The 21,095-nt window shown below is 70.5% G+C and carries 15 protein-coding genes, 2 pseudogenes and 1 riboswitch; of the genes and pseudogenes, 9 read left to right on the top strand and 8 right to left on the bottom strand.

Annotation, left to right across the window (positions count from 1 at the left end; translation table 11 throughout):
- Positions 1-111 precede the first annotated feature (111 nt).
- Positions 112-1,632: a YibE/F family protein gene (locus tag ACFC8N_RS10595; RefSeq protein WP_362820657.1), complete on the bottom strand. Its 1,521-nt coding sequence runs from the start codon at positions 1,630-1,632 to the stop codon at positions 112-114.
- Positions 1,633-1,704: 72 nt separating this feature from the next.
- A riboswitch (TPP riboswitch) is annotated at positions 1,705-1,882 on the top strand.
- Here ACFC8N_RS10595 and thiC point away from each other — a divergent pair.
- Positions 1,875-3,677, top strand: coding sequence for a phosphomethylpyrimidine synthase ThiC (thiC, locus tag ACFC8N_RS10590; protein ID WP_356032418.1), 1,803 nt, complete (start codon positions 1,875-1,877; stop codon positions 3,675-3,677). It overlaps the preceding riboswitch by 8 nt.
- 90 nt (positions 3,678-3,767) lie before the next feature.
- On the opposite strand, the gene ACFC8N_RS10585 is transcribed toward thiC, so the two are convergent.
- Positions 3,768-4,706 (bottom strand): NADP-dependent oxidoreductase, encoded by a 939-nt coding sequence (locus ACFC8N_RS10585; RefSeq protein WP_376287895.1) that lies wholly within the window; start codon positions 4,704-4,706, stop codon positions 3,768-3,770.
- On the opposite strand from ACFC8N_RS10585, the gene ACFC8N_RS10580 reads away from it, so the two are divergent.
- The 3 genes and pseudogenes from ACFC8N_RS10580 to ACFC8N_RS10570 all read left to right on the top strand — a co-directional run bounded on the left by ACFC8N_RS10580 (position 4,693) and on the right by ACFC8N_RS10570 (position 6,768).
- Positions 4,693-5,199 (top strand): helix-turn-helix domain-containing protein, encoded by a 507-nt coding sequence (locus tag ACFC8N_RS10580; RefSeq protein WP_356032412.1) that lies wholly within the window; start codon positions 4,693-4,695, stop codon positions 5,197-5,199. The genes ACFC8N_RS10585 and ACFC8N_RS10580 overlap by 14 nt on opposite strands.
- Positions 5,200-5,210: 11 nt before the next feature.
- A pseudogene (locus ACFC8N_RS10575) lies at positions 5,211-5,339 on the top strand (thiamine biosynthesis protein ThiC); the annotation flags it as partial.
- A gap of 163 nt (positions 5,340-5,502) precedes the next feature.
- Entirely contained in the window at positions 5,503-6,768 is a 1,266-nt protein-coding gene (locus tag ACFC8N_RS10570) for a DUF4241 domain-containing protein (protein WP_376287893.1), read from the top strand.
- Positions 6,769-7,151: 383 nt separating this feature from the next.
- On the opposite strand, the gene ACFC8N_RS10565 is transcribed toward ACFC8N_RS10570, so the two are convergent.
- From ACFC8N_RS10565 to ACFC8N_RS10555, 3 genes are all read right to left on the bottom strand, one after another.
- On the bottom strand, positions 7,152-8,015 hold the full coding sequence (locus ACFC8N_RS10565) for a hypothetical protein (protein WP_356032407.1): 864 nt from the start codon (positions 8,013-8,015) through the stop codon (positions 7,152-7,154).
- 181 nt (positions 8,016-8,196) lie between these two features.
- A complete protein-coding gene (locus tag ACFC8N_RS10560; protein WP_356032405.1) occupies positions 8,197-9,300 on the bottom strand; it encodes a metallophosphoesterase in 1,104 nt (367 codons plus the stop codon).
- A gap of 287 nt (positions 9,301-9,587) precedes the next feature.
- Positions 9,588-10,700, bottom strand: coding sequence for a LacI family DNA-binding transcriptional regulator (locus ACFC8N_RS10555; RefSeq protein ID WP_079176901.1), 1,113 nt, complete (start codon positions 10,698-10,700; stop codon positions 9,588-9,590).
- 431 nt (positions 10,701-11,131) lie between these two features.
- Here ACFC8N_RS10555 and hisC point away from each other — a divergent pair, with 431 nt between their 5' ends.
- Positions 11,132-12,211 carry a histidinol-phosphate transaminase gene (gene hisC, locus ACFC8N_RS10550; RefSeq protein ID WP_356032401.1) on the top strand — a complete coding sequence of 360 codons (1,080 nt, stop codon included), beginning with the start codon at positions 11,132-11,134 and terminating at the stop codon, positions 12,209-12,211.
- Between the two features lie 15 nt (positions 12,212-12,226).
- Here the strand turns inward: hisC and ACFC8N_RS10545 are convergent, their stop codons facing one another.
- Complete coding sequence (locus tag ACFC8N_RS10545; protein WP_376287891.1) at positions 12,227-12,610, bottom strand: cyclophilin-like fold protein; 384 nt, start codon at positions 12,608-12,610, stop codon at positions 12,227-12,229.
- Between the two features lie 208 nt (positions 12,611-12,818).
- Between ACFC8N_RS10545 and ACFC8N_RS10540 the strand changes: the two genes are divergently transcribed.
- From ACFC8N_RS10540 to ACFC8N_RS10525, 4 genes and pseudogenes are all read left to right on the top strand, one after another.
- Positions 12,819-14,327: a cytochrome ubiquinol oxidase subunit I gene (locus tag ACFC8N_RS10540; RefSeq protein WP_356032395.1), complete on the top strand. Its 1,509-nt coding sequence runs from the start codon at positions 12,819-12,821 to the stop codon at positions 14,325-14,327.
- A gap of 15 nt (positions 14,328-14,342) precedes the next feature.
- On the top strand, positions 14,343-15,347 hold the full coding sequence (cydB, locus tag ACFC8N_RS10535) for a cytochrome d ubiquinol oxidase subunit II (protein ID WP_376287889.1): 1,005 nt from the start codon (positions 14,343-14,345) through the stop codon (positions 15,345-15,347).
- 59 nt (positions 15,348-15,406) lie between these two features.
- Entirely contained in the window at positions 15,407-18,907 is a 3,501-nt protein-coding gene (gene cydD, locus ACFC8N_RS10530; protein ID WP_376287887.1) for a thiol reductant ABC exporter subunit CydD, read from the top strand.
- A pseudogene (locus ACFC8N_RS10525) lies at positions 18,904-19,157 on the top strand (hypothetical protein); the annotation flags it as partial. The gene cydD and the pseudogene ACFC8N_RS10525, both read left to right, overlap by 4 nt.
- A gap of 20 nt (positions 19,158-19,177) precedes the next feature.
- Here the strand turns inward: ACFC8N_RS10525 and ACFC8N_RS10520 are convergent.
- Both ACFC8N_RS10520 and ACFC8N_RS10515 read right to left on the bottom strand, forming a co-directional pair.
- Positions 19,178-20,065 (bottom strand): HAD-IIB family hydrolase, encoded by an 888-nt coding sequence (locus ACFC8N_RS10520; protein ID WP_362820646.1) that lies wholly within the window; start codon positions 20,063-20,065, stop codon positions 19,178-19,180.
- Between the two features lie 94 nt (positions 20,066-20,159).
- Entirely contained in the window at positions 20,160-21,071 is a 912-nt protein-coding gene (locus tag ACFC8N_RS10515) for an LLM class flavin-dependent oxidoreductase (protein WP_356032386.1), read from the bottom strand.
- Between the last annotated feature and the right edge of the window lie 24 nt (positions 21,072-21,095).

Here is a 21,095-nt window from a genome sequence, read left to right as displayed (position 1 = left end):
GCGTTACGGCAGGGGGGCTCAGGGCCTCCGCGTGGTGCGTGGAGCTATGCAGGAACGCTTCTCTGGGACATCCGGCGTGGCCGCTGCCTGACCTCCGCAGGGGCTGACGCCTCACCGCTTCCGGCGCCGGCCCCGGCCGCCGCGTGCCGGGGCGGGCTGGGCGCCGTTTCCGGCCGGGGCGTCCGGGCCGGGGCGGTCGGCGGAGACCACCAGCGCGGCGAGCGCAGTGGTGAGCGGGACAGAGGCGACCAGACCGATCGAGCCCACCAGGGTGCGCACGATCTCCTCGGCGACCAGCTCGCTGTTGGCCACCGTTCCGACGCTGCTCTGCGCGATCGAGAACAGCAGCAGCAGCGGCAGCGCGGCGCCGGCGTAGGCGAGGACGAGGGTGTTGACCACGGAGGCGATGTGGTCGCGGCCGATGCGGATGCCCGCCCGGTACAGCGCGCGCCGGCCGAGAGAGGGGTTGGCCTCGTGCAGCTCCCAGACGGCCGACGTCTGCGTCACCGTCACGTCGTCCAGGACGCCGAGCGAGCCGATGATGACGCCGGCGAGCAGCAGACCGCTCATGTCGATCTTCGGGTAGAGGCCGTGGATCAGGCCGGTTTGGTCGTCGGTGTTGCCGGTGAGCGCGGCCCAGTCGATGAACTGTGAGCCGAGGATGCCGATCAGCGCCAGTGAGGCGAGCGTGCCGAGCACGGCCACCGATGTGCGGGCGGACAGGCCATGGCACAGGTAGAGGGCGATCAGCATGATCGTGCTGGACCCGATCACCGCCACGAGGAGAGGGTTCGACCCTTGCAGGATTGCGGGCAGGATGAAGAAGTTCAGCACCATGAAGCTGATGGCCAGCGCGACGAGCGCCATGACGCCGCGCAGTCGGCCCACGACCACGACGGCGAGGGCGAAGATCCCGGCCAGCAGGCCCATCGGGAAGCGGCGGTTGACGTCGGTGACGGAGTACTGCAGGTCCTTGGGCGCGGAGGGTTCGTATGCGACTACGACGGCCTCGCTCTGGTGCAGCTGCCGTGGCTGGTCGGGCTGCACGATCTCGGTGAAGGTGCGGCCCTTGTCCTTGCCGGTGTCGATCCGGATCGTGGCCTTGTGACAGGTGCCGTTCGCCTCCTGCTGGGCCGAGTTGCCCTCGGCGGTGGCGGTGTCGCCGGTGGGGGTCTCGCCGGAGGCGTTCACCGACTTGCAGCTGACCTCGACGACCTGGGTGACGGTGGCCTGCTGGGTCTGCTGGTCGAAGCCGACGCCGGTGCGCTTGTGCGGCGGCGCACCGCCCGGCCACAGCACCACGAGCCCCACCACGACCGCGGCGGTGAAGGGGATCAGGATCGCCGCGATGACCTTGCGCAGGTGCCGGGAGACCGGCGCGGCAGGCCCATGGCTGTGGCTGTGACCGTGGCCGTGTGCGTGACCGGGGGCTTGCGGCTGACCGTGCCCGTGTGCGTGGCCGCGGTCGTGGCGATGGTCGTCGTCCCCGCCGGATCCCCGGCCTGGGCCGTGCCCAGAACCGTGCCCGGGGCCCGGCGTCGTGACGGCCTGGCCGTGGCCGTCGCCTGCCGCTGAGCCGTCCCGGCGGCGCGGCTCGGGGGGCTGGTACGGGTACTGCTCGGTCCTGGTCACCGCCCGATCATTGCAAGAACGCCCGGGGGCCCACTGTTCAGTACGCCACATATGACGCTAGCGTGTAGGCACCTTTGCACACGCGGGAGCTCGGAGCACCGGGCTGAGAGGGCGCTGACCTCCGTATTCGCGATGTTTCACGTGGAACGACGTCCGTTTCACGGGATACACCGGCAGACGGAAACCGCTGCGTCGACCGCCGAACCTGTTACCGGGTAATGCCGGCGTAGGGAGTAGGTCTCATGACCAACAAGGACGCACGCACGCCTGTCTCCGTTCAGGACGAGAAGTCCCAGGAGACCGGGAAGTCCATCGGCTGGCACAAGGCGTACGTCGAGGGCTCGCGCCCCGACCTGCGCGTGCCGGTCCGCCAGGTGCATCTCACCAACGGGCAGTCGGTCACGCTGTACGACACGTCGGGCCCGTACACCGATCCAGTCGTCGACACCGATGTCCGCAGGGGACTGTCGCCGCTGCGGGAGAACTGGATCATCGCTCGCGGTGACACCGAGGAGTACGCGGGCCGTCCCGTCCGCCCCGAGGACGACGGGATCAAGCACACCTCGCCGCGCGGCGGGCTGCGCAACCTCGACGCGGTCTTCCCGGGACGGCCGCGCCAGCCGCGCCGGGGCCGCAGCGGCCAGGCGGTGACGCAGCTCGCGTACGCGCGCCGGGGCGAGATCACTCCGGAGATGGAGTACGTGGCCATCCGGGAGAACGTTTCACCTGAGGTGGTCCGCGAGGAGATCGCGGCCGGCCGCGCGGTGCTGCCGGCCAACGTCAACCACCCGGAGATCGAGCCGATGATCATCGGCAAGCGGTTCCTGGTGAAGGTCAACGCCAACATCGGCAACTCCGCGGTGACCTCCTCCATCGAGGAGGAGGTGGAGAAGATGACCTGGGCGACCCGGTGGGGCGCCGACACGGTCATGGACCTGTCCACCGGCCGCAACATCCACACGACGCGCGAGTGGGTGCTGCGCAACTCCCCCGTTCCCATCGGCACGGTGCCGCTCTACCAGGCCCTGGAGAAGGTCGACGGCAGGGCCGAGGAGCTGACCTGGGAGATCTACAAGGACACGGTCATCGAGCAGGCCGAGCAGGGCGTGGACTACATGACCGTCCACGCGGGCGTCCGGCTGCCGTACGTGCCGCTCACCGCCAACCGCAAGACCGGCATCGTCTCGCGCGGCGGCTCGATCATGGCCGCATGGTGCCTCGCGCACCACAAGGAGTCGTTCCTGTACGAGAACTTCGAGGAACTGTGCGAGATCCTCGCCGCCTACGACGTCACCTACTCGCTGGGCGACGGCCTGCGGCCGGGTTCGATCGCGGACGCCAACGACGAGGCGCAGTTCGCGGAGTTGCGCACGCTCGGGGAACTCAACACGATCGCCAAGCGTTTCCACGTACAGACCATGATCGAGGGCCCGGGACACGTCCCGATGCACAAGATCAAGGAGAACATCGACCTTCAGCAGGAGATCTGCGATGAGGCTCCGTTCTATACGCTCGGCCCGCTGACGACGGACGTCGCTCCGGCGTACGACCACATCACCTCCGGCATCGGTGCCGCGATGATCGCCTGGTGGGGCACGGCGATGCTCTGCTACGTCACGCCCAAGGAGCACCTGGGCCTGCCCAACCGGGACGACGTCAAGACCGGCGTCATCACCTACAAGATCGCCGCCCACGCGGCCGACCTCGCCAAGGGACACCCGGGCGCGCAGGAGTGGGACGACGCGCTGTCCGACGCCCGCTTCGAGTTCCGGTGGGAGGACCAGTTCAACCTCGCGCTGGACCCGGACACGGCACGGGAGTTCCACGACGAGACCCTGCCGGCCGAGCCCGCCAAGACGGCCCACTTCTGCTCCATGTGCGGGCCGAAGTTCTGCAGCATGAAGATTAGCCAAAGCATCACAGAGCGGTTCGGTGGCGCGGCGGCTGAGGGGGCGTCGGCGGAGGAGGTCGCTGAGGGGATGCTCCAGAAGTCGAAGGAGTTCGCCGAGGCGGGGAACCGGGTGTATCTGCCGATCGCGGACTGAGTTCCGGCTGCAAGCGGTCCGCGTTTCCGAGTCGACGTGAGGGCGTCACGCGAAGCGCGGACCATGCCGGTTGCTTGGTGATCGAGTCGGTCACGGCACAAGGACGATCTTGCCCATGGTGCGCTTGGCCTCGATGGTGCGGTGGGCCTCCGATGCTTCGGCCAGCGGGTAGGTCTGCTGCACCGCGACCCGTAGCCGACCTGCCTCGATGCGTTCGGTGATCCGATCCAGAAACTCACCGGAGGGCTCGGACGCGACCCATGCATAGCGCAGTCCGCGGGTGGCTGCCTGCCGCTCGTCCGTACCCGGGTCGATCGACGCGCCGATGAGCAGACCATCCGGCCGGAGCACATCGAGGGAGCGCGGCCCGTAGGAACCGCCGACCAGGTCCAGGACCGCGTCGACCGGAGCCACGGCCGTCCGGAAGTCGGTGGTGGTGTAGTCGATCAGTTCGTCGGCACCCAGTTCGCGAAGGAGGTCATGACGGGCCGCCCGTGCGGTACCGATGACGTACGCCCCCAACTCCTTGGCCAGCTGCACCGCGACGTGACCGACGCCGCCCGCCGCCGCGTGGATCAGTACGCGGTCGCCGGGCCGGACCCGGGCCAGCACGGCCAGCGCCTGCCAAGCGGTGAACGCGACCAGAGGCACAGCCCCCGCGTGCACCAGGCCGAGGTTCTTGGGCGCGAGAGCCAGCGCGTCGGCCAGCACGGCAGTGAACTCGGCGTACGCGCCGCGTCGGGTGACCGACAGCATGCCGTACACCTTGTCGCCCGGTGCGAACCGCGTAACGCCTTCTCCGACCTGCTCGACGACACCGGCCACGTCGTTGCCCGGCGTCCACGGCAGGGTGACCAGCTCCGGCACACGACCAGCGCGGAGCACCGCGTCACCCGGGTTGACTCCGGCACCGGCGACCCGCAGCAATACCTCACCGGGGCCGGGCTCGGGCACGTCGGTCTCGGTGTAGGTGAGCTCCTCGGGGCCGCCGAACGCGGACTGGACGATGGCATGCATGCGGGCGGACATCAGAACTCCTTGTCAGTGGGTCGCGGTGCGTCCCATGGTCGGCCCGAGTGACAACAGTGCGGAAGAAGGCACTTATCTGATATCGAGGTTCCTCATGGATACCGGCTTCGACCTGAGGAAACACGGTGGCGTGGACGTCTTCCTGCGTGACTGCCCCACGCGTGCCGTGCTGGAGCTGATCGCCAGCAAGTGGACCATGCTGGTACTGGTGGCACTTGAGGACGGCCGACCCATGCGGTTCGCGGAACTGCGGCGGCGGCTGGATGGCGTGACCCCGAAGGTGCTGACGCAGACCCTGCGCGCGCTGGAACGCGAAGGCCTGCTGACGCGGACTGTGTTCCCGACCGTGCCGCCGCGCGTGGAGTACCAGCTGACCAAACTGGGCCAGGAGGCAGGTGGGCTGGTGCAGAGCATCACCGACTGGTCGCAGGCGAACATCGCCGCATTCCAGATGGCCAGGAAGACATTCGACGAGCGTGAGACTCAGGGCTGATCATGTCCGGCATGAAGATCTCGCAGAACATCCGCCGCGAACACGGCGGCAGCCGGGTCGAGATCGAGGAGGGCATGGCCCAGAAGTCGAAGGAGTTCGCGGCGAGCGGCAACAGGGTGTACCTGCCGATCGCCGACTGACGGCTCCCCGGAGCGGTGCTCACAGGTGAAGGGCCGTGAGCACCGCCCGGCCGCGCTCACAGGTGCTCGGGCGCCCACGGCCCCGTCCTCGGCCCGTTGTCAGAGGCGGACGCTACGGTCGATTGCAGCGCAGCAACCTGTCAGGCGTGGAGGGGGAATCGACATGGCCGACGACGGACGCACCGCGCTGGTGTCGTACGCCAAGGGGTGGGATCTGTCCTCGTGCAGCGCCCTGGAACCGCTCACGCGAACCGAGGCCGAGGCCCGGGACCGGGCGGAGCAGCCGTATGTGATGGTCCATCGGGTACCGGGGCGGACCGTGCCGGTCGAGGTCCATCTCGTGGCCTGGGCGGACCACTACGTGGGGGTGTGGGCGTACGACGAGCGGGGCCGCCGTACGCAGGAGCTGGACTGGCGCCTGCTCGAACCGGGGAGCCTGTTCCTGCGCCACCGGTCGGAGTGGCGCTATGAGTCCCAGGAGCAGGCCGAGTTCGCGCAGGACGCCTGGCGCACGACGACGGACCTCTACCCGGGCGGCAGGGGCCGCACGGTGTCCGAGCCGCAGGGTGTCCTGGGCCCGTCACGGCACGGACGCCCGGACGTGCCCGAGGCCGAGCGCCGGCGGGACCGGGCGCAGTTCGGCGTGGCAGGCGTCGGAAGCCCGCTCCTGGCCGCACCGTCCGTGCGCGGCCGGCACGCGGACGCCCCGGTGGCGCCCGCCGCTGACGGCATACCCGTGACGCCGTCCCGCTGGCTGCCGCCGCGCCCGACGGCACCGTCCCACCTGAGCGAGTTGTTCCGGCCCGGCACACGGCTGGCCACGAAGGACGAGCCGGAGATGACCGTCGCCGACGTGCGGGAGATCGCGGTGCTGCGGGTGCCGAGCGGCAGACTCGCCGTCGACTGCCCCCTGACGACGGACGACGGCGGGCAGCGCGAGCTGCTGGAGCGCATTCCGCCGGGCGCGTACCCGGTGCAGGAGACCGTGCTCAGCTACGAGTTGGAGTACGACGACGAGGTGTTCCCCACGGAGGAGGGCGCCGCCGTCCGGCTCCTGATCGACACCGAACCGGCGGTCACCTGGGAGCCGGCGCTCGCCGAGGGCGAGGACCCGAGGCTGCTGCGGCACCACGAGGCCTACGGCTTCGCCACGGATGCCGCGCTGGGCGGCTTCGCCGACTCCGCCGCGTGGGACGTGCTCGCGGACAAGTACCGGCGCTACAGCATGGACGGGGAGGAGCACGCGGGCGAGCGGGTCGGCGACAGCTACTGTGTGCGCACCTCGGACAGCGCGAGCGGCGCTGACCTCATCCAGTTCGCCACCGGAGGGGACGGGGTGTGGCCGGTCTGGCTGGGCCGCTCGGCGTCCGGGAAGCTGGTCTCCGTCGTGGTCGTGTGCGTCTATCTTCTGGACCTCAGGATCCTGTGAGCCGTGCGATGAGTTCGTCCACCTCGTGGCGGAGGGCGGTTTCCGCAAGCCGACGGCTTCGCGGACCTCGTCCGCGGTGCCGGTTCGGAGACCGAAGCGACGGAGACGACAGGAACGCGAGCCCGGAGCTGATGCCGGGCGAGGGCGCCGACAGTGTGCGCGCCGCTCTGCCCGGACGCCGAGCGGGCCCGGATCGACGGCGAGCGGCGGGCCGCCGCCGCCCTCGTACGGCACCGCCGGGACGCAGCCCCGGTGAACTCGCCGCCCCGAGCCGGTCGTTCGAGACGGCGGCGCGGCGGACCACCGGGCACCGCGAAGCCGCGCCCGGGGCCCCCGGGCCGCCGGCCGCCCCGGGGGCGCCTGGGCTGCCGGCTGCCGTGGGGCTACTCGGGGCGGTGGTCCGGGCCGCCGAAGTCCGGGCTCGTGTAGTCGGGGCTGGTGAAACCCGTGCGGCCGGACTCGGTGCCGTTGTCGGGGCTGCTGAAGCCGGGACGGTCGTAGCCCAGGCGGGGCATCCGGCCGGTCGGGGCTGACGGGGTCGTGCGCAGCCGCGCGGGGGCCGGTCCGGGCTCGGCGAGCGCCTCGCGCAGAAACGGCAGGATCCCGCGCTCCAGCAGGGCGCTGCGCCAGGCCTCTCTGGCCCTGTCCAGCTCCTTGTACGCCGCGTTCAGCGTCTGGGCCTGGGCCGAGGAGCTGTTGCGCAGGGCGGTGAGGAGCAGTCCGACGGCGGCGACGAGGATCGCGGCCGCGGTCACGGCGCCGAACACCCAGCCGGCGGTGAGCATGGTGTCGCCGAAGGTCTGGCCGGGATTCAGCGTCTTCAGGATGTAGCCGATGAGGAGGAAGATCGCCGCGGCGGTCCCGGACAGCACGGGAGCCAGTACGGCGACGACCGCGATGGCGCCCGCGCCGGTGTTCTCGGCCGGCTCGCCGAAGGCGGTCGTGAGCCCGGCCGTGGCCGGACCCGGCTCCGCGGAACCGGAATCGCCGCTGACGGCAGGGGCCATCGCCGGGTGGCGCAGTTCGTCGCGGACCTCGATGTAGTGCTCGTACTCGCTTGCGGCGGCCTCCGTGATCAGGGCGGTGGCGTTGAGCGCCATGGTGCGCAGCTGTTCGGAGTTGAGCCGCTGTCCGACAGCGGCCAGTTCCGGTCGGTGTGGTGCGGAGCGCAGCGCCTCATCGAGGAGCCGCTCGAATTCCTGGCGGTCCTCACTCAGCAGGTGCTGCGGAACGCTGTTCATGTGCATCCCCCGATGCTCCGTAGGGCTTGGGGCTCGCACGCCGGCGAGCCGTCGGGCAGAAACGGAGGGGAGCCTGCTACGGATAAGCCGATGGTAGAGCCGTGACGGTGCGCGGTGACAGGGGGTTGCGGAAATTGCGTTCCGGCCTGCGCGTACTCCGCCGGGGGGACGCCTTCCCGGAGAACGGTCAGTTATCCAGAGGAAGTTGCCGGACCAGTAGCTTTCCGGCCATGGTCACGCCGCCGTCCATCGCGATGGCGAGCCCGTCGGCGTACACGTGCGGTCCCTCCACGACCGGGCCGCTGCCCTCCTCGCCGTCCTCGGAGCCGACTTCGCCGAGGAGGTAGGGAATCGGGCTGTGACCGTGAACGATGCGGGTACCGCCGTACGTATCGAGGAGGGAACGGACGGCGTCTGCACCCCCCTCGTCACGGAAGGAGAAGCGCTTGGTGAACTTGCGGAACAGATCCCAGCACTCGTCCGCGTCATTGCGGGTGAGGGTCTCGCGGACCGTGTCGTTGACCGCCTCGATCGAGTCGCCGTAGTCGAGGTAGGCGGTGGTGTCCGAGTGCACCAGCAGATAGCCGTCGACCTCCTCGACGGCGTCGAGGCGGGCCATCCACTGGAGGTGGTGGTCCTGGAGGCGGTCCATGTCGGTCTTCTGGCCGCCGTTGAGCAGCCAGGCCGCCTGGAAGGTGGCGGTGCCGGCACCGGAGTTGACGGGGGTGTCGCCGAACCGCTTGGCGCCGAGCAGCAGCAGCTCGTGGTTGCCCATGAGGGCCTTGCAGTAGCCGCCCGCCGCGGCGGCCTCGGCGGACAGCCGCATCACGAGGTCGATGACTCCGATGCCGTCGGGTCCGCGGTCGGTGAAGTCGCCGAGGAACCACAGCCGGGCGTCGCCCGCGCACCACTGGCCCGAGGCGTCGACGAGCCCTTGCTCCTGGAGCGCGGTCATCAGTTCGTCGAGGTATCCGTGCACGTCGCCGACGACGAAGAGCGGTCCGGAGCCGGACGCGGGCTGCGGCGCCGGGGCCGCGGGCGCCGGCTCGACCTGGACCTGGACGGTGTCGGTGCGGGTGATGACCGGCAGGTCGCGCCGGGTGGGCGTGTAGCCGTCGGGGTACGCCTCGTCGGCGGGCGGCACGGCGTCGCCCGGACGGGGCTGCGCGGCGTCACCCGGGTCGGCGGTGCGGACGTACGGACCGGTCTCGTGGACGTACGCCGGTACCCGGAAGTCGCGCAGCGTCGCCGTCCGCTCCACCTCGGGTCCCTGACCGGCCCCCTGAGTCATCAGACCCCTCCACCATCGCGCCGCAGCTGCACCGCTTCGGACTGCCTGGTCGCAGCGGTCCGCGGTGTCGTGGGCCCATCATAGGAATGCGCGTCGCGCCGTGTGATGACCCAGGGGTGGTGAATCGGAACAGGACTCCAGTTCACCGCCGCTTTCGCCCCGTTTCGGCAGGTGTTCGGCCTGGTTCGCGTCGGCCGGACCCCCGGCAGGCGGGCCGGTCGCCGACCCGCCGGGTGTCCTCCACCCGCCGCCGAGAGTACGGGGCGCGCGCCCCGTACTGTGCGGCCCTAGGCCCTGTCCGGTGACCGCGGCGGGCTCACCGTCGTGCGCGGGGGACGCCGCTGGGAGGAGGTGCGCACGATCAGCTCGGTCGGTATCACCTGCTCGACCGGATGGTCCGACTCGACGCCCTCGATGGCGTCGATCAGGAGCTGGATCACCGCGGTGCCGATGCGGCGCGGCTTCAGGGAGAGCGTGGTGATGGGCGGCTCGGTGCTGGCGTAGACCGTGGATTCGCTGCAGCACACCAGCAGCAGGTCGTCGGGGACGCGCAGCCCGTAGCGGCGGGCAGCGGCGAGCAGGTCGGTGCCGTTGGGGTCGAACAGGCCGTAGACCGCGTCGGGCCGGTCGGGGCGGGCCAGGAGCCGGTCCGCGGCGACGGCGCCCGCGCACGGGTCGTGCGCCGGATAGGCCTCGTAGACCGGGGTCTGGCCGACCCGTTCGCACCAGCGCAGATAGGCCGTGGTCGACAGATGCGTGTACGTGTCCGTCGAGGTGCCCGTGAGCAGGCCGATACGGCGGGCGCCGGCGTCGGCGAGATGGTCGAGGATCCCGAGTACGGCGGCCTCGTGGTCGTTGTCGACCCAGGCGGTGACGGGCAGCGCGCCGGCCGGGCGGCCGTCGGAGACGACCGGGAGCCCCTGCCGGACCAGCTCGCTGACCACCGGGTCCTGGTCGGAGGGGTCGATGACGACCGTGCCGTCCAGGGCGACGTTGGACCACACGTCGTGGCGGGAGGTCGCGGGCAGGATGACGAGGGCATAGCCGCGGGCGAGCGCCGCCGACGTGGCGGCCCGGGCCATCTCCGCGAAGTAGGCGAACTCCGTGAAGGTGAAAGGTTCATCCCCGTACGTCGTCACGGTCAGGCCGATGAGGCCCGACTTGCCGGTACGGAGGGTGCGGGCGGCGGCCGAGGGGCGGTACCCGAGCCGGTCGGCGACCTCGCGGACATGGCGCCGGGTGGCATCCGGGAGCCGGCCCTTGCCGTTGAGGGCGTCGGACACGGTCGTGATGGAGACTCCGGCGGCGGCGGCCACGTCTCTGATGCCCGCCCGGCCCGGCCGACTGCCTCGACGTGAGGTTTCCGCGCGGCTCACCTGGTGCTTCCCTGCTGCTGTCATGGCGAGCCGATAGTAGGGCTCATGCGGTGGGGTAGTGCGGACGCATATGCACGCGTTGACAGGCACGTTTCTGCATGGTCATTCGGGGTCAACTGCCTTAGAAAGAAAGACAGTTGAACGATCCAGGGGTAAGACGTGACGCGGCGACGCGTGTGGGCCTGCTAAGTGCCTGATGTCTCGAAGAGGTCTCAACTCACCTGGACGGGGGATGCGCGCCACGGCGCAAGCCACCGGCGCATAGATATATGTACGGCGCGCCCCCGGAAACGTACGCCTTCGTGCCGGGATGCCCGCGATGGCGCCGAGGGGGGCGAGGTTCTCCTGTCGCCGTCCCGGCAACCTGTACGCACCGGGGCCGAATCCTCATAAGGTGTGGAGTATTGGAAGCCGGCGGTGTCGACGGTCCGCCGGCGGTCGCGAGGAGGACTGCGGTGAGCGAGACGAGCCCGAAGCTGCGCGCCGAGCTGGAGGGTATCCCTACCTACAAGCCGGGCAAGCCCGCCACGGCCGAAGGGCCGGTCGCCTACAAGCTGTCCTCCAACGAGAACCCGTACCCGCCGCTGCCCGGCGTGATGGAGAGCGTCACGGCGGCCGCGGCCGACTTCAACCGCTACCCGGACATGGCCTGCACCGGGCTGATGAACGAGCTGTCGGAGCGTTTCGGCGTTCCGCTCTCCCACCTGGCCACCGGCACCGGCTCCGTAGGCGTCGCCCAGCAGCTCGTCCAGGCCACCAGCGGCCCCGGCGACGAGGTGATCTACGCCTGGCGGTCCTTCGAGGCGTACCCGATCATCACGCAGGTCAGCGGTGCCCGGTCGGTGCAGGTGCCGCTCACGCCCGGTGATGTGCACGACCTGGACGCGATGGTGGAGGCGATCACCGACCGGACGCGGCTGATCTTCGTCTGCAACCCCAACAACCCGACCGGCACGGTGGTGCGGCGGGCCGAGCTGGAGCGGTTCCTCGACCGGGTGCCCGGCGATGTGCTGGTGGTGTTGGACGAGGCCTACCGGGAGTTCATCCGCGACCCCGAGGTGCCCGACGGTGTCGAGATCTACCGGAACCGCCCCAACGTCTGCGTCCTGCGCACGTTCTCCAAGGCCTACGGGCTCGCCGGGCTGCGGGTCGGTTTCGCGATCGCCCATGAGCCGGTCGCGGCGGCGCTGCGCAAGACGGCGGTGCCCTTCGGCGTCAGCCAGCTCGCACAGGAGGCGGCGATCGCCTCGCTGCGGGCCGAGGACGAACTGCTGGGCCGGGTCGGCTCGTTGGTGGGTGAGCGCACACGCGTGGTCGACGCGCTGCGCGGCCAGGGCTGGACGGTACCGGAGACGCAGGCCAACTTCGTCTGGCTGCGCCTCGGGGAGGGTGCGGTCGCGTTCGCCCAGGCCTGTGAGCAGCACGGAGTGGTGGTCCGGCCGTTCCCCGGCGAGGGTGTGCGGGTCACGGTCGGCGAGACCGAGGCGAACGACATCTTCCTGAAGGTGGCGGAGTCGTTCCGCAAGGAGCTGTAGCCCCCGGCAGGAGGGTCAGTCCTGGTCTCGGGTCAGCTCCACGCGGACGGGGTCGCCGTCCCGTACGGTCGCCAGGGCCCGGGGGTCTCCGTCGAGGCGCCCCAGGATGTTGCACGGACTCGCGAGGCGGCACTCGTCGCCTCGCGAGATCGGTGTGGGGCCATAGGGGAGGGCGAGCGCGTCGCCGTCTGTCCAGAAGGCCACGGTGCCCGGCTCCACGACCTGCCGGGCGTCCGTTTCACGTGAAACAGAGACACCTGTGTCGAAATACACCTCCTCGCCCCAGGTGTGGGCGCTGGAGGAGAACGGCAGTGCCTTGGCGAGGGCCTGCGTGGTCGGTGTGGCTGCGTCGAGGGTCGCGGTGATGTGCCCCGCGGGCCAGGAGATCCGTATCTGCATGGCGCGCAATTCAACAAGATGTTGAAGTCGCTGCCAAGGTCTTGACTTCGTGGCACTACAGCCACCCCGCCTCGCCAGGCTGAAAATCAGTGCGTCATAATGGCTTGTGAATGTGAACGCGTTCACAAGCGCGTCCCGATTGCTCCCATGATGTGTGTGGCAAAAGGGGCAAACTGCCGCTACCACGGCGAAGTAAGGAGCTGACGACGTGGAATTGGCTTTGGCGCCGGAGACACTGGCGCGATGGCAGTTCGGCATCACCACCGTCTACCACTTCCTGTTCGTCCCGCTGACGATCTCCCTGGCCGCCCTCACGGCCGGGCTTCAGACGGCCTGGGTGCGCACGGAGAAGGAGAAGTACCTCAGGGCGACCAAGTTCTGGGGCAAACTCTTCCTGATCAACATCGCCATGGGCGTGGTCACCGGCATCGTGCAGGAGTTCCAGTTCGGCATGAACTGGTCCGACTACTCGCGGTTCGTCGGTGACATCTTCGGTGCGCCGCTCGCCTTCGAGGCGCTGATCGCGTTCTTCTTCGAGTCCACCTTCATCGGCCTGTGGATCTTCGGCTGGGACAAGCTCCCCAAGAAGATCCATCTGGCCTGCATCTGGATGGTCTCGATCGGCACGATCCTCTCGGCGTACTTCATCCTCGCCGCCAACTCCTGGATGCAGCACCCGGTCGGTTACAAGATCGACAAGGCCAGGGGGCGTGCCGAGCTGACCGACTTCTGGGCCGTGCTGACCCAGAACACCGCGCTCAGCCAGGCCTTCCACACCCTGACGGCGGCCTTCCTGACGGGTGGCGCCTTCATGGTCGGTGTCTCCGCCTACCATCTGGCCCGCAAGAAGCACATCCGCGAGATGAAGACCTCGCTGCGGCTGGGCCTGATCACCGTGGTCATCGCCGGCATGCTCACCGCGATCAGCGGCGACACCCTCGGCAAGGTCATGTTCAAGCAGCAGCCCATGAAGATGGCAGCGGCCGAGGCGCTGTGGGACGGGCAGAAACCGGCGCCCTTCTCGATCTTCGCCTACGGCGACGTGCAGAAGGGCCACAACACCGTGGCCATAGAGATCCCCGGCCTGCTGTCCTTCCTGGCCAACGACGACTTCACCTCGTACGTCCCCGGCATCAACGACGTCAACAAGGCCGAGCAGCAGAAGTTCGGCCCGGGCGACTACCGGCCCAACATCCCGGTCGCCTTCTGGGGCTTCCGCTGGATGATCGGCTTCGGGATGGCCTCCTTCGCGATCGGCCTGGCCGGGCTGTGGCTGACCCGCAAGAAGTTCATGCTGCCGCAGCATCTGCGGGTCGGTGAGGACGAGGTGCCGCACCTGGTGCTGTTCAAGAACAAGGCACTCGGCTCGAAGCTGTCCCCCTGGTACTGGCGCATCGCGACCTGGACTTTGGCCTTCCCGCTGATCGCCAACTCCTGGGGCTGGATCTTCACCGAGACGGGCCGCCAGCCGTGGGCCGTCTACGGCGTCCTCCAGACCCGCAACGCGGTCTCCCCCGGGGTCTCCCAGGCCGAGGTCCTCACCTCGATGATCGTCTTCACGTCGCTGTACGCGATCCTCGCCGTGGTCGAGGTCAAGCTGCTCGCGAAGTACGTCAAGGCCGGTCCGCCCGAGCTGACCGAGGCCGACCTCAACCCGCCCACGAAGATCGGCGGCGACACCCGTGACGCCGACAAGCCGATGGCCTTCTCTTACTAGGCCGGGGGAACAGTTATGCATCTTCACGACGTCTGGTTCGTCCTGATCGCCGTCCTGTGGACCGGCTACTTCTTCCTGGAGGGCTTCGACTTCGGGATCGGCATCCTCACCAAGATGCTGGCCCGCGACCGGCCGGAGCGCCGGGTGCTGATCAACACCATCGGGCCCGTGTGGGACGGGAACGAGGTGTGGCTGCTCACGGCCGGCGGTGCGACCTTCGCGGCCTTCCCGGACTGGTACGCCACCCTCTTCTCCGGTTTCTATCTGCCCCTGCTGGTCATCCTGGTCTGCCTGATCCTCCGGGGCGTCGCCTTCGAGTACCGCGCGAAGCGGCCCGAGGAGAACTGGCAGCGCAACTGGGAGCACACGATCTTCTGGACCTCGCTGATCCCGGCCTTCCTGTGGGGCGTGGCCTTCGGGAACATCGTGCGGGGCGTGAAGATCGACCAGCACTTCGAGTACGTCGGCACCGTCTGGGACCTGCTCAACCCCTACGCCCTGCTCGGCGGCCTGGTCACGCTCACCCTCTTCACCTTCCACGGCGCGGTGTTCACCGCGCTCAAGACCGTGGGGGACATCCGGGTGCGGGCACGGAAGCTGGCCCTGCGGGTCGGTCTCGTCGCGGCCGTCGTGGCTCTCGCCTTCCTGCTGTGGACGCAGGACCACAGCGGTAACGGCAGGAGCCTGGTGGCCCTGATCGTGGCCGTCGCCGCGCTGGTCGCCGCTCTGGTGGCCAACCAGGCCGGGCGCGAGGGATGGTCGTTCGCCCTGTCCGGCCTCACCATCGTGGCCGCCGTGGCGATGCTCTTCCTGTCGCTCTTCCCGAACGTCATGCCGTCCACCCTGAACGGGGACTGGAGCCTGACGGTCACCAACGCCTCGTCGAGCCCGTACACCTTGAAGATCATGACCTGGTGTGCGGCGATTGCCACCCCGCTCGTCATGCTCTACCAGGGCTGGACGTACTGGGTGTTCCGCAAGCGGATCGGCACGCAGCACATCGCCGATATCGCGCACTGAGTCCGCCGAGGGTGTGTTTCACGTGAAACACACCCTCTGGGCCGAAGGGCACGTTTCACGTGAAACCAATCGATCCGCGTCTGCTGCGCTACGCACGCGCCACCCGGTTCTTCCTCGTGGCGGTCGTCGGCCTGGGAGCCGTCGGTGCGGGGCTGGTCATCGCCCAGGCGATGCTCATCGCCGAGGTCGTCGTCGGTGCCTTCCAGCACGGGGGGTCCGTCGCTGAACTGCGCACTCCCCTGCTGCTGTTGGTGGCCGTGGCGGTGGGCCGTTCGGTCGTCGCCTGGCTCACCGAACTCGCCGCCCACCGGGCGAGCGCGGCGGTGAAGTCCGAACTGCGCGGTCGCCTTCTGGACCGGGCGGCGGCGCTCGGTCCTGGATGGCTGGGCGGTCAGCGGACCGGCTCGCTGGTCACCCTGGCCACGCGGGGCGTGGACGCCCTGGACGACTACTTCTCGCGCTATCTGCCGCAGTTGGGGCTCGCGGTGGTCGTGCCGGTGGCGGTGCTGGCGCGGATCGTCACCGAGGACTGGGTCTCGGCGGCGATCATCGTCGGCACCCTGCCGCTCATCCCGCTCTTCATGGTCCTGATCGGCTGGGCCACGCAGTCCCGGACGGACCGTCAGTGGCGGCTGCTGTCCCGGCTGTCCGGCCACTTCCTGGACGTGGTCGCGGGTCTGCCCACACTGAAGGTGTTCGGCCGGGCCAAGGCGCAGGCCGAGTCCATCCGCCGGATCACCGGCGAGTACCGGCAGGCGACCATGCAGACCCTGCGGATCGCCTTCCTCTCCTCCTTCGCGCTGGAACTGCTCGCCACGCTGTCGGTGGCCCTGGTCGCGGTGACGGTCGGCATGCGGCTCGTCCACGGCGACATGGACCTGTACATCGGTCTCGTGATCCTGGTGCTGGCGCCCGAGGCCTACCTTCCGCTGCGCCAGGTCGGGGCGCAGTTCCACGCGGCGGCCGAGGGGCTCGCCGCCGCGGAGGAGATCTTCGCGGTGCTGGAGACGCCGGTCCCGGCGTCCGGCACGGGTGCGGTGCCCGAGGGCGCGGTGGCCTTCGACGGGGTCACCGTCCGCTACCCCGGCCGCTCCGGCGACGCGGTGAGCGACGTGTCGTTCACCGTCGAGCCCGGCGAGACCGTGGCGCTGGTCGGACCGAGCGGTGTGGGCAAGACGACACTGTTGAACGTGCTGCTGGGCTTTGTGGAGCCCGCCGAGGGCCGGGTGCGGATCGGTGGCGCGGAGCTGGCCGGCCTGGACCTGGAGGAGTGGCGCTCGCGGATCGCCTGGGTGCCGCAGCGGCCGCACCTGTACGCCGGGACCATCGCGGAGAACGTACGGCTGGCCCGGCCCGACGCGGACGACGGTGCCGTACGGCGGGCGTTGCGGGACGCGGGCGCGCTGGAGTTCGTGGACGCGCTGCCCGAGGGGGCGGAGACCGTGCTCGGCGAGGACGGGGCCGGGCTGTCGGCGGGGCAGCGGCAGCGGCTGGCGCTGGCTCGGGCGTTTCTCGCCGACCGGCCTGTGCTGTTGCTGGACGAGCCGACGGCCGCGCTGGACGGGGAGACCGAGGCGGAGGTCGTGGCAGCGGTGCGACGGCTGGCGGTGGACCGGACTGTGCTTCTTGTGGTCCATCGGCCTGCGCTGCTGGATGTGGCCGACCGGGTCGTTCGGTTGACCGGCCGTGAGCATGCCGGGGAGCTCCACTCCCTGGACCCTCGCCCTTGCCTGCCCACCACCCGCCATTCTCGGCTGGAGAGTGACCCGACAGCCGCGACAGACCTGCCGGAGCAGACCCCCGCCCAGCCCCGCAGCCCCCTTGCCCGGGTTCGCGGGCTTGCCCGGCCCCTGCGCGGGCGGCTCGTGCTGGCGCTGGTGCTCGGGGCTCTCGCGCTCGGCAGTGCCGTCGGGCTGATGGCGACGTCCGGGTGGCTCATCTCGCGGGCCTCGCAGCAGCCGCCCGTGCTGTATCTGATGGTGGCCGTGACGGCGACGCGGGCCTTCGGGATCGGGCGGGCCGTTTTCCGGTACGCCGAGCGGCTGGTGTCGCACGACGCCGTGCTGCGGATGCTGGCCGACACCCGGGTTGCGGTCTATCGGCGTCTGGAGCGACTCGCGCCTGCCGGACTGCGCAGCGCCCGGCGCGGTGATCTGCTGACCCGGCTGGTCGCGGACGTGGACGCCTTCCAGGACTACTGGCTGCGCTGGCTGCTGCCCGCCTCCGTGGCCGTCCTCGTCTCGGCCGGTTCCGTCGGCTTCACGGCGTGGCTGCTGCCCGAGGCCGGGACCGCCCTCGCGGTCGGTCTGGCGGCGGCCGGGGTCGGTGTTCCCCTCGTCACCGCCTCCGTGGCCCGGCGCGCCGAGCGGCGGCTGGCGCCCGCGCGGGGCGTGCTCGCCACCCGCGTCACCGATCTGCTCACCGGCACCGCCGAACTGACCGTCGCCGGTGCGCTGCCCGCCCGTAAGGACGCGGCCCGGCGCGCCGACGGCACGCTCACCCGGATCGCTTCGCGCGCCGCCGTGGCCAGCGCGCTCGGCGACGGGCTCACCGCGTTGATCTGCGGCCTGACCGTCGCTGCCACCGCGCTGTTCGGCGCCCAGGCGGTGGCCGCGGGCCGACTCGGCGGCGTGGCGATGGCCGTGGTCGTCCTCACCCCGCTGGCCGCCTTCGAGGGCGTCCTGGGGCTGCCGCTCGCCGTGCGCCACCGGCAGCGGGTGCGGCGCAGCGCGGAGCGGGTGTACGAGGTGCTGGACACCCCGGAGCCCGTACGTGAGCCGGAGCGGCCGCGCCAGGCGCCGGCCTCGCCGTTCCCGCTGGTGGTCAAGGGGCTCGCCGCGCGGTACGAGGGGCAGCGGCGGGAGGCGCTGGCCGGGTTCGACCTCACGCTGGAGCAGGGCAGGCGGATCGCCGTGGTCGGGGCCTCCGGTGCCGGCAAGACGACCCTCGCGCAGGTGCTGCTGCGGTTCCTCGACCCGGAGGAGGGCGCGTACATGCTCGCCGGTGTGGACGCGTACGCGCTGGCCGGTGACGACGTACGGCGGCTCGTCGGGCTGTGTGCGCAGGACGCGCATCTCTTCGACAGTTCGGTGCGCGAGAACCTGTTGCTGGCCGGGAAGGAGGCCACCGAGGACGATCTTCGCCGGGCGCTGGCCCGGGCCCGGCTGCTGGACTGGGTGGACTCGCTGCCGAACGGCCTGGACACGCTGGTCGGCGAGCACGGGGCGCGGCTGTCCGGCGGTCAGCGCCAGCGGCTCGCGCTGGCCCGTGCGCTGCTGGCCGACTTCCCCGTTCTGGTCCTCGACGAGCCCGCCGAGCACCTGGATCTGCCGACGGCCGACGCGCTCACCGCCGATCTGCTGGCCGCGACCGAGGGCCGTACGACGCTGCTGATCACCCACCGGCTGGCGGGCCTGGACGCGGTGGACGAGGTGATCGTGCTCGACGCGGGCCGGGTTGTGCAGCGGGGCGGGTACGCGGAGCTCGTCGCCGTGGACGGGCCGCTGCGGGCGATGGCGCTGCGGGAGGAGGCGGCGGAGTCGCTGGTGGCGGCGCGGTGACCGTCACCCGGGCCGTCGAGCCCGCCCTGCGGATGCCGCAGTTGCCGGCGGCGATGCGGTCCGTGGGCAGCGGGCTGGAACGGCACACCACGCTGGACCGGAGCGGTGAGACGGTCGCTGCCACCGACTTCCGGATGCTGCAGTTCGCCGCGCAGATCAACATGGCCGCCGTACCGCCGCGTTCACGCCCTCGCACCGCTTCCTCGGCCCTGTCGACGCGGCCGTCGGCGACCTCACCGGCGAGAACCTGAGACGCCGGGCCGGCAGGACCTAGAAGCGGTCCGCCAGAAGCTGTTCGATCACGACCGCCACACCGTCCTCGTTGTTGGCGACCGTGCGGCCCGACGCGGCGGCGACGACGTCGGGGTGGGCGTTGCCCATCGCGTACGAGCGGCCGGCCCAGGTCAGCATCTCGACGTCGTTGGGCATGTCCCCGAAGGCGACGACCTCGTCGTGCGAGATGCCGCGCTCGGCGCAGCACAGGGCGAGCGTGCTGGCCTTGGAGACGTCGGGGCCGCTCAGTTCCAGCAGGGCGCTGGGGCTGGAGCGGGTGACGTTGGCGCGGTCGCCGATCGCGATCCGGGCGAGGGTGAGGAAGGCGTCGGGATCGAGGTCCGGGTGGTAGGCCAGGATCTTGAGCACGGGCTGGTCGGCGTCCGGACCGTCGGGGGCGAGGAGCCGCTCGGCGGGCTGGAGGTTGTCCGGTATCTCCAGGTGCAGCTTGGGATAGTCGGGCTCCTGGTGGAAGCCGTAGGTCTGCTCGACCGCGAACACCGTGCCGGGCGCCGCCTCGCGCAGCAGCCGTACGGCGTCCAGGGCGTTCGGGCGGGCCAGTTCGCGCACCTTCACGAACCGGTGGGCGCCGGGGCCGCCGTGCAGGTCGACCACGGCGGCGCCGTTGCCGCAGATCGCCAGGCCGTGGCCGTGGACGTGGTCGCTGACGACGTTCATCCAGCGGGCCGGGCGGCCGGTGACGAAGAAGACCTCGATGCCCGCCTCCTCGGCGGCGGCCAGCGCCGCGACGGTCCGTGGGGAGACCGATTTGTCGTCCCGCAGCAGCGTGCCGTCGAGGTCGGTGGCGATCAGCCGCGGCCGTAGGGCGGCGGACGGGGTCCCGGGCTGTCTGGTCGCTGAGGTCACCCGGCCATTCTCGCGCATATGCCCGCACGCCCGTGCGGGACTCCGCACAGATGAGACGCAGATGACGCTCAGCGGCACGGACGGCATCCGGTGCACCGGAGGGCCTTCCGTGTCAGCCCAGTTGAGCGAGCGCCTCCATGGCGATCTTCTCGAAGACCTTCTCGTCCGCGGCGAAGTCGGAGTCCGGGATGGGCCAGTGGATCACGATCTCGGTGAAGCCCAGCTCCCGGTGCCGGCCGGCGAAGTCCACGAAGGCGTCCACGGACCGGAGGGGCTGGGCACGGTCCGGGGTGAAGCCGGTGAGCAGGATCTTGTCCAGCTCGGCCACGTCCCGCCCGGCGGCCGCGCAGGCCTCGGACAGCTTGCCCAGCTGGCCGCGCAGGGCCTCGACGGACTGCTCCGGAGTCCCGGTCTCGTAGAGCTTCGGGTCGCCCGTGGTCACCCACGCCTGTCCGTACTGCGCGGCGAGCTTGAGACCGCGCGGGCCGGTGGCCGCCACCGCGAACGGCAGCCGGGGCCGCTGCACACAGCCGGGGATGTTGCGCGCCTCGTCCGCCGAGTAGAACCGGCCGTCGTGGGTCACCGCGTCCTCGGTGAGCAGCCGGTCGAGCAGCGGCACGAACTCGGCGAAGCGGTCGGCGCGCTCGCGCGGGCTCCACGGCTCCTGGCTGCTGTTCAACAGCGCCGTCGCGTCGAAGCCGGTGCCGCCGGCGCCGATGCCGAGCGTGATCCGGCCGCCGGAGATGTCGTCGAGGGAGATCAGCTCCTTGGCGAGGGTCACCGGATGCCGGAAGTTCGGCGAGGTCACCAGCGTGCCGAGGCGCAGGGTCTCGGTGACGCCGGCGGCCGCGGTCAGGGTCGGGACCGCGCCGAACCAGGGGCCGTCACGGAAGGTGCGCCAGGACAGGTGGTCGTAGGTGTACGCGGTGTGGAAGCCCAGCTGCTCGGCCCGTGTCCAGGTCGAACGGCCGCCTTCGCTCCAGCGGCGGTGGGGCAGGATCACGGTGCTCAGACGCAGGCTCATGCGTTCGAGAGTAAGCGGCCCCAC

Origin of the sequence: Streptomyces sp. NPDC055966 (genome assembly GCF_042269865.1) — a bacterium.
GTDB lineage: Bacteria > Actinomycetota > Actinomycetes > Streptomycetales > Streptomycetaceae > Streptomyces.
Note: the sequence above shows the minus strand (reverse complement) of the source record. Positions and strands in the feature narration are given on the sequence as shown.

Excerpts from the sequence above, each read along its gene's own strand:
- thiC (WP_356032418.1), top strand. The coding sequence starts at position 1,875 with ATGACCAACAAGGACGCACGCACGCCTGTCTCCGTTCAGGACGAGAAG.
- ACFC8N_RS10585 (WP_376287895.1), bottom strand. The coding sequence starts at position 4,706 with ATGTCCGCCCGCATGCATGCCATCGTCCAGTCCGCGTTCGGCGGCCCC.
- cydB (WP_376287889.1), top strand. The coding sequence starts at position 14,343 with ATGCATCTTCACGACGTCTGGTTCGTCCTGATCGCCGTCCTGTGGACC.
- ACFC8N_RS10520 (WP_362820646.1), bottom strand. The coding sequence starts at position 20,065 with ATGCGCGAGAATGGCCGGGTGACCTCAGCGACCAGACAGCCCGGGACC.
- ACFC8N_RS10565 (WP_356032407.1), bottom strand. The coding sequence starts at position 8,015 with ATGCACATGAACAGCGTTCCGCAGCACCTGCTGAGTGAGGACCGCCAG.
- ACFC8N_RS10570 (WP_376287893.1), top strand. The coding sequence starts at position 5,503 with ATGGCCGACGACGGACGCACCGCGCTGGTGTCGTACGCCAAGGGGTGG.
- ACFC8N_RS10545 (WP_376287891.1), bottom strand. The coding sequence starts at position 12,610 with ATGCAGATACGGATCTCCTGGCCCGCGGGGCACATCACCGCGACCCTC.
- ACFC8N_RS10555 (WP_079176901.1), bottom strand. The coding sequence starts at position 10,700 with ATGACAGCAGCAGGGAAGCACCAGGTGAGCCGCGCGGAAACCTCACGT.
- ACFC8N_RS10580 (WP_356032412.1), top strand. The coding sequence starts at position 4,693 with ATGCGGGCGGACATCAGAACTCCTTGTCAGTGGGTCGCGGTGCGTCCC.
- ACFC8N_RS10515 (WP_356032386.1), bottom strand. The coding sequence starts at position 21,071 with ATGAGCCTGCGTCTGAGCACCGTGATCCTGCCCCACCGCCGCTGGAGC.
- ACFC8N_RS10560 (WP_356032405.1), bottom strand. The coding sequence starts at position 9,300 with ATGACTCAGGGGGCCGGTCAGGGACCCGAGGTGGAGCGGACGGCGACG.